Source organism: Aeromonas sp. WP2-W18-CRE-05 (assembly GCF_014168615.1).
Classification (GTDB): domain Bacteria; phylum Pseudomonadota; class Gammaproteobacteria; order Enterobacterales; family Aeromonadaceae; genus Aeromonas; species Aeromonas caviae.
The window spans coordinates 917,465-931,600 of the sequence record NZ_AP021917.1; the positions used below are offsets into that span (position 1 = coordinate 917,465).

At 63.8% G+C, this 14,136-nt stretch carries 12 protein-coding genes; 6 read left to right on the plus strand and 6 right to left on the minus strand.

The window, feature by feature from the left end; all coding sequences use genetic code 11:
• The first annotated feature begins 247 nt into the window (after window positions 1-247).
• Entirely contained in the window at window positions 248-856 is a 609-nt protein-coding gene (locus tag H7R73_RS04575; RefSeq protein ID WP_103260747.1) for a YitT family protein, read from the plus strand.
• A gap of 97 nt (window positions 857-953) precedes the next feature.
• Here the strand turns inward: H7R73_RS04575 and H7R73_RS04580 are convergent, their stop codons facing one another.
• From H7R73_RS04580 to H7R73_RS04590, 3 genes are read right to left on the minus strand one after another with little or no spacing between them, the layout of a single operon-like run.
• Window positions 954-1,745 (minus strand): heme ABC transporter ATP-binding protein, encoded by a 792-nt coding sequence (locus H7R73_RS04580; RefSeq protein WP_042864344.1) that lies wholly within the window; start codon window positions 1,743-1,745, stop codon window positions 954-956.
• Window positions 1,746-1,760: 15 nt separating this feature from the next.
• Window positions 1,761-2,792 carry a FecCD family ABC transporter permease gene (locus H7R73_RS04585; protein WP_164882007.1) on the minus strand — a complete coding sequence of 344 codons (1,032 nt, stop codon included), beginning with the start codon at window positions 2,790-2,792 and terminating at the stop codon, window positions 1,761-1,763.
• On the minus strand, window positions 2,789-3,634 hold the full coding sequence (locus tag H7R73_RS04590; RefSeq protein ID WP_103260746.1) for a heme/hemin ABC transporter substrate-binding protein: 846 nt from the start codon (window positions 3,632-3,634) through the stop codon (window positions 2,789-2,791). Before H7R73_RS04590 ends, H7R73_RS04585 begins: the two co-directional genes overlap by 4 nt.
• Before the next feature lie 167 nt (window positions 3,635-3,801).
• On the opposite strand from H7R73_RS04590, the gene hutX reads away from it, so the two are divergent.
• Both hutX and hutZ read left to right on the plus strand, forming a co-directional pair.
• Window positions 3,802-4,314 (plus strand): heme utilization cystosolic carrier protein HutX, encoded by a 513-nt coding sequence (gene hutX / locus H7R73_RS04595; RefSeq protein WP_103261178.1) that lies wholly within the window; start codon window positions 3,802-3,804, stop codon window positions 4,312-4,314.
• Window positions 4,311-4,868 carry a heme utilization protein HutZ gene (gene hutZ / locus H7R73_RS04600; RefSeq protein WP_010673228.1) on the plus strand — a complete coding sequence of 186 codons (558 nt, stop codon included), beginning with the start codon at window positions 4,311-4,313 and terminating at the stop codon, window positions 4,866-4,868. The genes hutX and hutZ overlap by 4 nt, the downstream gene beginning before the upstream one ends.
• Before the next feature lie 64 nt (window positions 4,869-4,932).
• On the opposite strand, the gene H7R73_RS04605 is transcribed toward hutZ, so the two are convergent.
• Genes H7R73_RS04605 through H7R73_RS04615 form a run of 3 tightly spaced genes read right to left on the minus strand, consistent with a single transcriptional unit; the run spans window position 4,933 to window position 6,914 of the window.
• Complete coding sequence (locus H7R73_RS04605; protein WP_103260745.1) at window positions 4,933-5,340, minus strand: hypothetical protein; 408 nt, start codon at window positions 5,338-5,340, stop codon at window positions 4,933-4,935.
• 39 nt (window positions 5,341-5,379) lie between these two features.
• Window positions 5,380-5,931 carry a cysteine hydrolase family protein gene (locus tag H7R73_RS04610; protein ID WP_039040040.1) on the minus strand — a complete coding sequence of 184 codons (552 nt, stop codon included), beginning with the start codon at window positions 5,929-5,931 and terminating at the stop codon, window positions 5,380-5,382.
• Window positions 5,932-5,945: 14 nt separating this feature from the next.
• Complete coding sequence (locus H7R73_RS04615) at window positions 5,946-6,914, minus strand: ChaN family lipoprotein (RefSeq protein ID WP_103260744.1); 969 nt, start codon at window positions 6,912-6,914, stop codon at window positions 5,946-5,948.
• A 195-nt stretch (window positions 6,915-7,109) separates the two neighbouring features.
• Here H7R73_RS04615 and H7R73_RS04620 point away from each other — a divergent pair, with 195 nt between their 5' ends.
• The 3 genes from H7R73_RS04620 to H7R73_RS04630 all read left to right on the plus strand — a co-directional run bounded on the left by H7R73_RS04620 (window position 7,110) and on the right by H7R73_RS04630 (window position 14,131).
• On the plus strand, window positions 7,110-9,203 hold the full coding sequence (locus H7R73_RS04620; RefSeq protein ID WP_103260743.1) for a TonB-dependent hemoglobin/transferrin/lactoferrin family receptor: 2,094 nt from the start codon (window positions 7,110-7,112) through the stop codon (window positions 9,201-9,203).
• 260 nt (window positions 9,204-9,463) lie between these two features.
• Window positions 9,464-10,606, plus strand: a complete 1,143-nt coding sequence (locus H7R73_RS04625; RefSeq protein WP_010673233.1) for a 3-phenylpropionate MFS transporter — start codon at window positions 9,464-9,466, stop codon at window positions 10,604-10,606.
• Window positions 10,607-10,669: 63 nt separating this feature from the next.
• Window positions 10,670-14,131, plus strand: coding sequence for a hybrid sensor histidine kinase/response regulator (locus tag H7R73_RS04630; protein ID WP_103260742.1), 3,462 nt, complete (start codon window positions 10,670-10,672; stop codon window positions 14,129-14,131).
• Window positions 14,132-14,136 lie beyond the last annotated feature (5 nt).

Genomic DNA, 14,136 nt, shown 5'->3' on the forward strand with positions numbered 1-14,136 from the left:
ATTCGGGTGCGGGGGCAGCGGCCCGTTTCAGGTTTTTCAGCATCAGGCCGGCGGTGAGTGTGGGACATTTTGGTGCAAGGATTGTAACGCCTGGATGACGCGCACCATTTTGGCGCGTGAAGGGCGGGACTTGTGATCCATCTCACTCAAATTGGAGACTGTCGGCATAACGAAGCCCCGGTTAACGGGGCTCGCTCCGCCCGACGGGCGGCCAACACTCTCTTGCTTCGCGACTGGATACCTGGTTATGGACAACACTTCACGCTCTGCGCACCCGCTCTATGAGGATGTGCTCGCCTTGCTGACCGCAGCAGGCTTCGTTTCCCTCGGCATCTTCCTGTTCCATCAGGTCGGCCTGCTCACCGGTGGCACCGCCGGCCTGGCGCTGCTGCTGCAACAGGTGACCGGCATCAGCTTCGGCCTGCTGTTCTTCGCCATGAACCTGCCTTTCTATGCCCTGGCCTGGCTCAGAATGGGGCCGCGCTTCACCCTCAATACCTTTGCCGCCGTGGCCACCGTCTCCTTCATGACGGATCACCTCAACGCCGTGCTGCAAATCGGCAAGATCGAACCCGTCTATGCGGCGCTGATCGGCGGCACCCTGATCGGCATGGGGCTGCTCATCATGTTCCGCCACAAGGCGAGCCTGGGGGGCTTCAACATCCTGGCGCTCTTCATTCAGGACAGATGGGGTGTGCGGGTAGGCAAGTTGCAAATGGGGCTGGATTGCGCCATCGTCGTCGCCTCTTTCTTCGTGGTCTCCCCCTGGCTGCTGGCGCTTTCCGTTGTGGCAGCCATCATCTGTAACCTGGTGTTGACACTCAATCACAAGCCGGGGCGCTACCAGATAGCCTGATGTGCCCGTGGGGATTGCCCTGCTGGTCAGCCCAGGGCTGGATACCGCAAAAAGACAGAGCGCCTGATGGCGCTCTGTTGCTATCTGCCCCTGGGTGTCACACCACCATGGGGACGCCGCTCTCGGGGTGGTGGATCACCTGTGCGGGGTAGTCGTAGAGTCGCGCGATGAGCGCCGGGGTCAGCACCTCGCCTGCGCTGCCGTCAGCCATCAGCCTGCCCTGCTCCAGCATCACCAGCCTATCGGCGTAGCGGGCTGCCAGATTGAGGTCGTGCAACACCACCAGCACGGCGGTGTTGCGACCGGCCAGCGCCCGGGCCATGGCGAGCAACTGGTGCTGGTATTTGAGATCCAGCGCCGAGGTGGGCTCGTCCAGCAGCAGCAGCCGCGCTTGCTGCGGTTCCTCCGGGGCCTGCCAGATCTGGGCCAGCACCCGGGCGAACTGCACCCGTTGACGCTCCCCGCCGGAGAGGCCGGGATAGAGGCGGTTCGCCAGATGGTCGACCCCGGCGTGGGTCATGGCGGCGCGGACAATCTCGTCGCGCCGGCTGGCAGGCTCGCTGTGGGGCAGCCGGCCCATGGCCACCACCTCTTCGCACAGGAAGGGGAAGCTCAAGGAGGAGCTTTGCGGCAGCACACCGACCCGGTGGGCCAGAGCGTTGCCGGCCCACCCCCTGCGGGTCTGGCCGAACAGGTGGATCTCCCCTTCATGTTCCAGCTCGCCGGTCAGGCACTTGAGCAGCGAGCTTTTGCCCGCCCCGTTGGGGCCGAGCAGGGCGGTCAGGCTGCCGGCATGCAGGTCGAGATCCAGGCTGTCCAGGATAAGCCGGTTGCCGCGACTGAGGCGAAGGCCCCGGCAACTGAGCAGGGGGGAGGGGGATCCGGGCAAGGTGGCGATCTCCTGTTACAGGGTTCGGCGGCTCTTGACCAAGAGCCAGATGAAGAAGGGGGCACCCAGCAGGGCGGTGATGATGCCGACGGGCAGCTCGGCCGGAGCGAGCAGGGTGCGTGCCAGCATGTCGGCCCCCAGCAGCAGGCCAGCCCCCAACAGGGCAGACAGCGGCAACAGGCGGACATGGTTGGGACCGGCCAGCAGCCGTACCAGATGGGGAACCACCAGGCCGACAAAGCCGATCATGCCCGCCACGGCCACCGCCACGCCGACACCGGCAGCGGTGAGCAGGATGAGGCGACGCTTCAGTGTCTGCACGCTCACCCCCAGATGCCGTGCTTCTCCTTCTCCCAGCAGCAGGGCGTTGAGGGGATTGGCATCGCGCATGAACAGCAGCAGCAAAGCGGCCAGGGTCAGCAGCGCCAGCGTCACATCGACCGGCTTGCCTGCCGCCAGGGAGCCCATCTGCCACAGGCTCAGGTTGCGCAGCATCTGATCGTCGGCGAGATAGGTGAGCAGTCCGATGACGGCGCCGGAGAGCGCCGTGATGGCCACCCCGGCCAGCAGCATCACGGTGACCGAGGTGCCCCCTTCCCGGGTACCCAGCAGATAGACGAGGGTGGTGGTGAGGGCTCCGCCGAGAAAGGCGAGCAGGGGCAGCAACCCCAGGCCGAGCAGGCTCTGCAGGTGCGAGCCCAACGGGGCGAGCAACACGATGGCCAGGGCCGCGCCGAGTGCCGCCCCACCCGACACCCCTATGATGCCGGGGTCTGCCAGGGGGTTGCGAAACAGTCCCTGCATCACGGCGCCGCAGAGGCCGAGAATGCCCCCCACGGCGATGCAGAGCAGGGTTCGTGGCAGACGGATCTCCTGCACGATCAATAATTTGTGAGCCTCAATCCCGCTCTGTGGTCCGGCAAACAGGGCGCGCAGGCTCTCACCAAGGGAGAGGGACATGGGGCCGGTCGCGAGGGACCCGACCAGCAGCAACGCCAGCGCGCAGCCGGTCAGGGCGAGCAGCCAGGGCAGAGGCAGGCGCATCAGGAACCCTGCTTGATCCACTGGGCGATCTGGTTCGCCTGTTGCAAGGAACGAAGGCTGAGGCCCCCTTGCAGGGCATGTCCGTCGATGGCGTGGATAGCCTTGTTCTTGCCTGCCGGGGTGGCTGACAGGGCGGGCACCTGACTCAGGACGGCGTCGGGATCCTGATACTGCTGCCAGTCGCGGCCGCTCACCAGCACCAGATCAGGTTGCAGCTCGATGAGGGATTCGGTGGAGACGGGCTTGTAGTCGTGGAGCCCAGCCACCGGATTGACGCCGCCCGCCAGGGTGACGAGGGCGCTGGCGGTGGTGTTGCCACCGGCGATGCTGGTGGGCTGACCCTTGTGCAACAGCAGGAAGGCGACCTTGAGGGGCTTGTTCTGCTTCGCCTGCGCCGCCAGGGTGTCGCTCTGGGCGGCAATCTCCTCCTTGAGCTTGCTCCCTGCCGCCTGGTCACCCAGGAGATGGGCCAGGGTGTCGATACGCTCGTTGAGGTTGGCCAGCGTAGGGGCTGTGGCCATGACCTCGACCTTGACGTTGGCACGGCGCAACTGATCAAGCGTGCTGTTCGGGCCCATCTCGTCGCTGCCGACCACCAGGGTCGGAGAGAGACTCAGGATCCCTTCGGCGGCGAGGGCACGGTGATAGCCGACCTTGGGCACGCCTCTGGGCTCCGGACTGCTGACATCGGTGGCGACCAGGCTCTGCTCGCCCCCCAGTGCCAGGATGAGTTCCGTGGTGGCCGGGCCTATGCTGACGATACGCTCCCCCGCCATGACGGATGGGGAAGAGAGGGAAAGGGCACAGCCGAGCAGGCTGAATGCGAGGGCAAAACGACGGCCCATGCGAACCTCCGAAGGGTGAATGAAATAGGGTTGCCGCCGAGAATATCAAGTCGTCCATCAAAATGCACTGAGAATGAAAGCGATTATCAATTGCGTTAATTGAGGTGCTTTATTACAGTATCCGCCGCGACACCGAGCACCATCGCCAGATCATCCAGGGAGAACCGATGAGCATTGCACAACGCATTCACGCGCTGCTGGAGCAAGACCCGAGCGCCCACCCGTCCACCCTCGCCACCGAGCTGGCCGTCAGCGAGTGGGAGGTGGTACGCCATCTGCCTGCCGCCCTGATGACGCAAGTGCCGGCCGGGGAGGCCGAAGCCCTGCTGGCGGACCTGGCCAGCTGGGGTCAGGTGACCACCATCGTCGAATCCGATGGCTCCATCTTCGAGGTGAAGGCTCCCTTCCCCAAGGGCAAGAACGCGCGCGGCTACTACAACCTGATGGGGCGGGACGGCGAACTGCACGGCCACCTCAAGCTCGACAACGTGGCGGGCATCGCCCTGGTCAGCAAGCTCTTCATGGGCAAGGAGGGGCACTCCTTCCAGTTCTTCGGCCACAGTGGCCGCTGCATTTTCATGATCTACCTGGGCCGGGACGAGCAGCGTCAACTGCTGCCTGAGCAGGTGGAGCGTTTCATGGCCCTGCGCCGTCAGTATCAAGAGGAAGTGAAAGCATGAGTGAACGTCAGGAGCGCCTGCAAAACCGCCTGCAACCGGAGATCCGCGAGTTCCGCGACGGTTGCCGTACCCTGCAGCTCGCCACTGTAGATGGCGAAGGCAACCCCAATGCCAGCTATGCCCCCTTCGTGCTGCAGGAAGATGGATACTATGTGCTCATCTCCGAGATAGCTCGCCACGCCCGCAACCTGCAACAGGTGCCCAAGGTATCGCTGATGCTGATCGAGGACGAAACCGGGGCCCGCGAGCTGTTTGCCCGCAAGCGTCTGACCTTCGATGCGGTCGCCGAGGTGGTGGCCCGCGACGACGCACGCTGGGAGAAGGCCGTTGCGGCGCTGGAAGGGCGCTTCGGCGAGATAGTCAAAGGGCTCTCCAACCTCAAGGACTTCGTGCTGTTTCGGCTCAAGCCCGAGCAGGGACTGTTCGTCAAGGGATTCGGTCAGGCGTTCCGTGTCTCCGGCGACGAACTGGTGGACTTCGTTCACCTGGTGGAAGGGCACAAACGCATCGACAATGGCGCCGAGCTGACCAGCCCGGCGGATGAACCCGTTTGAGGGAACAATCAGCGAGATGAGAAACGGGCAGCCTGGGCTGCCCGTTTTGTTGTTATGTCCCGGGTTACTCCTGCCAGCCTGCCTGGTTGGGGAAGGCATCGCGATCGGCCTGGCTGGCGCTCTCGTTGCATTCTCCGCGGATCTTCCAGGAGGTCTGGCTGAGGACGATATAGCCGCTTCGGCAATACTTGCGCGTGGCCAGCATCTGGGTGAGCTGCTCGTCCTGCAGGGCTTCCCGGCGTTCCAGCAGGCTCTTGTCGCGGCGGCTCAGTCGGTTGTCATCTCCCTCCTGCAACCGGGTGGGCAGGACGTCGAGAGGGGCGGCCTCGAAGGTGAAGCGCTTGCTCCCGTCGTCGTTGATATGGGTGTGGAACAGGGGGACCGGGCCATCGGGTGCCGCCCCCGGCAATCCGGAGCAGGCGGTGAGCGCCGGTAACAGCAGCGTGAGGGCAACGGCAGAGAGTAGACGCACACAAGACTCCAATCGGGTGTTCACATCAGGACGGGCAGCTTAACACGCCCGCTCGGGTTGAATGGTGGCCAGCAGCTCATCCGTCGTGAGCAGGGTCACGCTTCTGCCTTGAGGCAGGCTCAGATGCCGCCACATGAAGTGGTGGTGCTGGATGATCTGCTCCGCACTCAGGTGCGGCCTGTCCGCCGTGGTATGGGCGTCGGTCACCGCAAAGGCGTCAAAGCCCCTGGCGGCGGCGCTGCGCAACGTGGTATCGACGCAAAAGTCGGTGGCACAGCCGCAGATGAGCAGTCTGTCTACCGACTGCTCTGCCAGCAGGAAGCCGAGCTCGGTGTCGAGGAAGCTGTCACAGGCAGTCTTGCGCACCCGGCTGTCGTGGGGAGACGGGGCCAGATCGGCGTGCAGTTGCCAGCCCGCACTGCCAGGTTCCAGCTCGGAACCCGGTTCGTCGTGTTGCACATAGATGACCCGTCCGTGTTGGCCCCGCACGCGATCGGCCAGACGATTGATGTTGGCGATGACCTGGGCATCCTGATGGCGGGGGTTATCGAACAACCCCTGTTGCATGTCGATGACGAGTAACACATCCATATGAAATCCTTGGGCTATTTTGAGGGTTGCAACCATTGGCTGCAGTCACGGCTTCGGGATTGATGCAGTGCGCCCATATCTTGCTTCATTTCCTTTGCATTTAGCCAGCGTTCCGGCAGGGGAGCGATGTGGACCCTGACGTCTGCGTCTCTCCCGGGGGCTGTCTCGTCACCGGTTTGCGGCACGATGAGTGCCACCTTGAGTGCCGGATTGCGGCTGGCGATGCGACTGGCGATCCCGAGTCCCCCCTCCACGTGGAAGTTGCCGGCGATATGCATGATGCGCCTGCCGGGATGCTTGCCCAGATAATCCACCATGCTTTCGGCCATGGTGTCGTCCCAGCTGGTCTGGGCGGCGAAGCGACGGGCGTTGCCGTCCGCATCCCCATGGTGCATGGAAGCCATGAACTTCTGGCGGTAGCCGTCATCCCCCAGAGTCAGCTCGCGGGCAAGCTGGCTGCGGCGATTGGCCGGCAGTTTGTCGAGCCAGGCCGGGCCCTCCTGACCGACGCAGCTCACCAGAGGTTTGGGGGCATTGGCGGCAATCACTGGCAGGTGCTGCGCCTTGGCGAACTCCACCAGAGGGCGGTAATCACTCTGGTAGTTGGGCCAGGCATGGCCATCTCGAATGAGGGCCGATTCGCCGATGCGTCCGGCCAGGTAGGCATCCAGCACCGGCTGATCGGCGCGGCTGAACTGCTCCATGGAGAGCACCAGGGCCCGGCCATCTGCCTGCGACATCTCGTCAAGCCCCGCCAGCAGACGGGCCTGCAACAGATGGATGGCCGGGTGAGTGTGAAGCTCCCCCACCAGCACGATGTCGGCATCCGCCACCCGCGCCACCACCTGCTCGAAGGTCAACGCCTGCCCCTGGGCCGTATCGAGCCGTGCGTGATAGAGGGTCTCGGGTGGGGTGTTCTGCGGCGTGGTGGCGCAGGCGGCCAGCAGCAGGGGCAGGGCGAGCAGGGGGAGTCGTCGGATCATGGTTACTCACTCAAGAAACAGGGGATGGGAAAAGGCTGCACCATGGGATGGCGGCATGGCGAGCAAAAAGTGGCGCCAGTGTAAGGGGGAATGACTATAAAGTGAAATGAGAATGATTCACTTTATTATTGATCTTTGTCTCTGGCGGGGTAATATGCCTTCCGCTTGATAATAATTCTCAATAAGGACTTTGCAGTGGCGCACAACAACACCCCCTCCTTGATAGCCCTCGCCGTGGCGGCCGGGCTGATCTCCCCCGCTTTCGCCGCAGACAAGAAAGCCGATGAAGTCATGGTCGTCAGCGGCTCACGGATGGAACAGAAGCTGGAAGATGTTTCCGGTCCCATCGCCGTCATTACCTCGGAGCAGATTGAAGAGCAGGTCGTCAGCAACGTCGCCGATCTGTTCCGCTATGAGCCCGGGGTGAGCGTGCAGGGAGGCGCAGGAGATGCCCAGACCTTCACCATTCGCGGCATGAGCGAAAACCGGGTCAAGGTGGTGCAGGACGGTGTGCGCCAGAACGATGCCTACAAGAATGGCGGCGTGGGTCAGACCTACTTCGACACCGACATGATCAAGCAGGTGGAAGTGGCCAAAGGGCCGGCCTCTGCCGCTTACGGTTCCGATGCTCTGGGAGGCGTCATTGCCATCACCACCAAGGATGCTGGCGATTTCCTCAAGGGCCGCGACAGCTATCTGGATGCGACCACGAGTTATGCCTCCAGCAGCCACCAGAGAATGGCCGGCATCACGGGGGCGCTGCGCACCGGGGAAGTCGAGAACCTGCTGCGCTACACCTGGCGCGATGGCGGTGTCACCCAGAATTATGACGGCGACAAGAACGAGTTCGACATCGTCAGCCAGGCCGTGCTGTTCAAGAGCAAGTGGAATCTCTCCGATGATCAGTTCCTGAAACTGACGGTGGATTACTTCACCGAGGGGCAGGATCCGGATGCCATCGATCTGACCAAGGCGGGCTCCGTCTTCAACCAGCCCATTACCGACAAGGAGACCGACAACCTCTCCCTGGTACTGGATCATGGCCTCGCCCTGAACGCCCCCTGGGCGGATCGCGTGGACAGCAAGATCTACTACAGCCGCGCCAAGCAGACCCTGGATCAGTACGCTTCGTCCAAGTATCCGGTCATGCCGGGCAACCCCTATGTGACCAAGAACTCCCTGGATCACAACGGTTTCGAGCAGGAGAGCCTGGGCGCCCAGGTGAAGTTCAACAAGGCGCTCGCCAGCCAGCGTCTGGCCTGGGGCCTGGAATACGAGCACACCGACAACGAGCGCACCCGCTTCAAGGGGCCGACCGTTCCGGGTGACTTCGTCGGCTACAACGAGCTGAGCTTCCCCTCCACCACCAGCGAGCGCAGTGCGCTCTGGGCCTTTGACGAGATCAAGTTCGGCGAGCGCTGGGTGCTGACCCCGGGCGTGCGTTACGACTACTACAAGATGACCCCGGATGAGGATCCCGCCTACACGGGCGAGAACATGAAGAAGATCTCCGAAGGGGAGTTCTCTCCCAAGCTGGGGCTGGTGTTCAAGGCGCACGAGGCGGCGAACCTGTTCGCCCAGTACAGCCACGGCTTCAAGGCGCCCATGTATGACAACGCCTTCTCCACCCTGAACCACCAGGCGTATGGCTATCGCATCGAGCCCAACCCGAACCTCAAGCCAGAGAGCAGCGACGGCATCGATCTGGGGGTGCGCGGCAGCCGTGGCGGGTTCAGCTATGAAGTGGCCACCTTCTACAACAAGTTCGACGACTTCATCGAGCTGACGGCCGTGGGCACCGAAGGCCGTACCGCCCTCTATCAGTACCAGAACCTGGACAAGGCGACCACCAAGGGGGCCGAGGCCAAGGCGGACTACTGGTTGAACGAGCTGGTCAACGTCTGGGGCAACCTGGCCTACATCGAGGGCAAGGATGGCGAGGGCAACTACATCAACAGCCTGAGCCCCCTGAACGGCAGCGTCGGGGTGCGTCTGGAGCAGCCGAACTGGAACATCAACACCGCATTGCGCTTTGCCGACGACATGGACAAGGTGGGCAAGGATGCGCGAGGCAACGACAACATCAAGAGCGCAGGTTGGGGCGTGGTGGATCTCTATGCCCAGTTCAAGCCGGTGCAGGACCTGCAGCTCAACGTGGGGGTGTTCAACCTGTTTGACAAGGAGTACGTGAGCTACGAGAGCATCACCGGCCTTGCCGCCACCGCGGATACCAGCAAGCAGACCGAGCCTGGCCGCAACCTCAGTGCACGGGTCAAGTACGTGTTCTGATGGTCGTGGACCAGCATGAAGGAAAAGGGGCCCTCGGGCCCCTTTTGTCATGAAGGTCGGCGTCTGCAAAAAAGAAACCCGCCAGGGGCGGGTGGAAGGATTGCAACACTCATCAGGAAGCGGTGTTACCCAATAGACAGGGGGATGTGACAAAGGTTCAACTTTATTGATATTTATGGTTTTTATCTGTCATGCCGCCTGGGGATCCCCGTCCCGAAATCGGTTATCATTTGTGCCCCTTGTCCCGCTGCCGAGCCCCTATGCCCGCGTTCTCCTGGTTAGCCCTGTTTTTTGGTGCCTTCTACTTCGTTTATGGCGCCTACCTGCCGTTCTGGTCGCTCTGGCTGGAAGGCATCGGGGTGAGTACTGAACAGATAGGGCTGTTGCTGGGGGTGGGCATGGCCATCCGCTTTGCCGGCAACCTGATGGTGATGGGGCGAGTCAAGGGGGCCGGCCAGTTGCTGCCCGTCACCCGGCTGCTCTGTCTGCTGAGTCTGCTGGCCTTCCTCGGTTTCTATCTGGGCCACAGCCTCTGGTGGCTGGTGGTGCTGACCCTGGCGGCCAACTTCATCTACCCGACCCTGATGCCCATGGGAGAGGCGCTTGCCACCCGCATGGTGGTGCAGACCCACCTCGACTACGGCAAGGTGCGGCTGTGCGGCTCCTTTGCCTTTATCGTCGCCTCCACCCTGGTGGGGGCTCTGGTGGGCAACTTTGGCAGCGACTGGGTGCTGCACACCATGGTGGCCGGGCTGCTGATCATGCTGGGGCTCAGCCTGCTGCCGCTGCGACCCGCCCCCCGGGAGCTGCAAGGGGAGCGGGCCAAGGCCTCGCTGCTCGTCACGCTCAGGTCGGCCCCGGTGCGCCGCTTCCTGCTCATCACCGCCCTGCTGCAAGGGAGCCACGCGGCCTACTACGGTTTCAGCGCCATCTACTGGAAAAGCGCCGGCTACAGCGGCACCCTGATCGGGTATCTCTGGGCTCTGGGAGTGGTGGCGGAGATCGCCATGTTCGCCGCGGACAAGCGCTTCCTCCAGCGCTTTGGCGCCCAGACCCTGTTTCTGGTGGGGGCCCTTGGCTGCGTGGTGCGCTGGGTGCTGCTCGGCAGTTCTACCGATCTGGCGGTGCTGGTGCTCGGCCAGCTGTTGCACGGGGTCACCTTCTGCGTCAGTCACCTCGGCGCCATCCGCTTCATGACCCGCCAGTTGCCCGCGGAGCAGCAGATCCCCACCCAGGCGCTCTATGCGGCCCTGGGCCTTGGCATGACGGTGGCTGCCCTGATGGCGATCTGCGGCGTGCTGTTCGAGCCGCTGGGGGGCGGCATCTTCTTTATCATGGTGCTGGTAGTGCTGCCGGTCTTCGTGTTGCGGCTGCGTGAAGAGAGCCCTGAACAGGGCCGATGACACAGGTCTGCCGGTCTCTGGCGCGGCAGACCTCCGACTTATCTGGACAAGGGAAGTAGAGAGATGCACCAAGGATGGCTGCTGATCGGGTTGTCGCTCGCCTATCTGGGCTTGCTGTTCCTCATCGCCTATGTGGCGGACAAGAACAAGCGCCGTCGCCCCAAGGGGCAGCCTCTGCTCTACAGCCTGTCGCTGGCGGTCTATTGCACCTCCTGGACCTTCTTCGGCACAGTGGGCCAGGCCAGCGAATCCCCCTGGTCGCCGGTGCCCATCTACCTGGGCCCCATGCTGGTGTTCCTGTTTGGCTGGCGCCTGCTGGCCCGCCTCATCCTGGTGGCCAAGCGCGAGCACATCACCTCCATCGCCGATTTCATCGCCGCTCGTTATGGCAAGTCCCAGCGCCTGGCCATGGTGATCAGCCTCATCGCCGTCATGGGGATACTTCCCTACCTGGTGCTGCAGCTCAAGGCGATCGTCACCGGGCTCGATCTGCTGATGGCCAACAGCACGGGGGTCAGCCCCACCAGCAACATGGCGGAGCTGGCGCTGGGTGTCACCCTGCTGCTGGCCCTGTTCAGCATTCTGTTCGGCACCCGCAACCTGGATGCCACCGAGCACCACAGGGGCATGGTGGTGGCCATCGCCTTCGAGTCCGTGGTCAAGCTGCTCGCCTTCATGGCGGTGGGGGGCTTTGCGCTCTGGCTCATCATCGCCAGACCGAGCGAGGCGCGTACCCTGGTGGCGGGCGACTTCCTCGATGCGGTGGTGGCGGTGACGCCGGGCGGCCTGCTGGAGCTCGCCATCTACACCCTGATCGCCATGTGCGCCGTCATCTGCCTGCCGCGCCAGTTTCACGTGACCGTGGTGGAGAACAACCAGGGGCAGGATTTGCACTGGGCCCGCTGGATCTTCCCCCTCTATCTCTTCCTGATGGGGCTCTTCATCTGGCCGCTGGCGCTGGCAGGCAAGCAGTGGGTCGGGGCAGACATGGCATCGGACACCTATGTGATAAGCCTCCCCATGTCCCTCGGATTCGACGGCATGGCGATGCTGGCATTTCTCGGCGGCACCTCGGCGGCCACCGGCATGGTGATCGTCTGCACCATCGCCCTGGCCATCATGGTGAGCAACGATCTGGTGTTGCCGGTCCTGCTGCGCCGGGTCTGGCAACAGGGGCGGGACGAGCGCCTGATGCGGTTGCTGCTGCAGGTGCGTCGGGGCGCCATCTTGTTGATTTTGCTGGCGGCCTGGGCGCTCTATCTCTGGCTCGGGGATCTCACCAGTCTGTCGCGCATCGGCTATCTCTCGTTCGGGGCCGTGGCCCAGTTCGCACCGGCCCTGCTGCTCGGCCTGTACTGGCGTCATGGCAATCGCAAGGGCGTCTATCTCGGGCTCGCCCTCGGGGTCAGCCTCTGGTTCGTGACCCTGCTAGCGGAGAGCGGACTGCTGGCAGGTTCCCCCCTCGAAGCCCTGCTGGCGCCCCCAGACTGGCCGGCGGTGCGGGATCTGAGTCTGGGGGCCTGGTGCCTCTTCCTGAGTCTTCTGCTCAACCTCGCCGGCTATGTGGCGGGCTCCCTGCTGTCACGGGCGGCGGTGAGCGAGCGGCTGCAGGCCGCCAACTTCGTCGGCAAGACGAGCCGGGACACCTCGGCGCTTTATCATGCGCGGGTCTCGGTGAAGGAGCTGGAGATGCTGGCGGCCCGCTTCGTCGGCTCCAGCCGCGTCAAGCGGGCCTTCGGTCGCTTCGCCGGCGAGCGGGGAGGCACCCTGGCGCCCCAGATGCAGGCCTCCGCCGAGCTCATCGCCCACACGGAGCGACTGCTGGCGGGGGTATTCGGCACCTCGTCCGCCCGCCTGGTGCTGGCCTCTGCCCTGCAGGGACGCAACATGCAGCTCGAGGAGATCGCCACCATAGTGGACGAGGCCTCCGACATGTTCCGCTTCAACCGCGGCCTGTTGCAGGGGGCAATCGAACACATGGGCCAGGGGATCTCCGTGGTGGACAGGGAGCTCAGGCTGGTGGCCTGGAACCGACGCTACATCGAGCTGTTCTCCTATCCCCCCGGTCTCATTCAGGTGGGCCGTTCCATCGAGGAGATCATCCGCTACAACGCCGGACAGGGGTTGTGCGGTCAGGGAGACATCGAGGCCCAGGTGGCGCGGCGGGTTGCCTTCATGAAGCGTGGCAGCCCCCATGTCTCGGCGCGGGAGCGTCCCGATGGCCGGGTCATCGAGATGCAGGGCAACCCCATGCCTGCGGGGGGCTTTGTCATGACCTTCACCGATATCACCCCGTTCAGGGCGGCGGAGCGGGTGCTGCGGGAAGCGAACGAGCACCTGGAGGCGCGGGTGGCCGAGCGCACCCACGAGCTCTCCGAACTCAACCGCCAACTGCTGCTGGTAAACCAGCAGGTGGAGCGGGCCAACCAGTCCAAGAGCCGGTTCCTTGCTGCGGTGAGCCACGACCTGACCCAGCCGCTGAACGCGGCCAAGCTCTTTACCTCCTCCTTGCTGGAGATGCTGCCCCCGGAGGACGAACCGGCCCGCATCGCTCGCCACATCGACGACGCCCTGGGGGCGACCGAGGATCTCATCACGGATCTGCTGGACATCTCGCGCCTCGAAGCGGGCAAGTTCAAGGCGAAGAAGCTCGATTTCGCCCTGAGCGATGTGCTGGACAATCTCAAGGCGGAATTCGGCGTGCTGGCCCAGGCCGGTGGGATCCAGTTCTCCGTGGTGGAGAGCCGCCTTGCGGTCTACAGCGATGTGCGCTTGCTGCGGCGGGTGTTGCAGAACTTCCTCACCAACGCATTTCGCTACAACCCCGGCGGTCAGGTGCTGCTCGGCTGTCGCCGCATGGGGGATAAGGTGCGCATCGAGGTGTGGGACAACGGCCCCGGCATCCCGGAGGGCAAGCAGGAGGCGATCTTCGACGAGTTTTCCCGCCTCGATCACTCCCGCACCGCCAGGGAGCAGGGGCTTGGCCTCGGGCTCGCCATCGCCCGCGGCATTTCGCTGGTGCTGGGTCATCAGCTCTCCCTGCGCAGCTGGCCCGGAGCGGGGTCCGTCTTTGCCATCACCCTGAACCTCGCGACCCGGCCCGTCATCCCCAGCCAGGTGACGACCCCGGCCCTGCGAGACAGTCAGCTGGAAGGGGTCAGGATCCTCTGCATCGACAACGAGGAGGATATCCTCATCGCCATGGCCTCGCTGCTGGGACGCTGGGGCTGCGAGGTGCGCTGTGCCCAGAGCCTGGAGCAGGCGGAAGAGATCATCGGCGGCGGCTTCCTGCCTGCGCTGGTGCTGTCGGATTATCACCTGGATGACGGCAAGACCGGGTTGCAGGCGCTGCACATGATCAGGCTGGCCCACGGCAACGGTATCGGCGGCATCATCATCAGTGCGGATCGCAAGAGCGAGTTGCAGGCACAGATCCGTGAGCACGGCTTCGGCTACGTGAGCAAACCGGTCAAACCTCTCAAGCTGCGCGCACTGATGAACAGCCTGCTGATGCCGGTTCAGTGACTGGT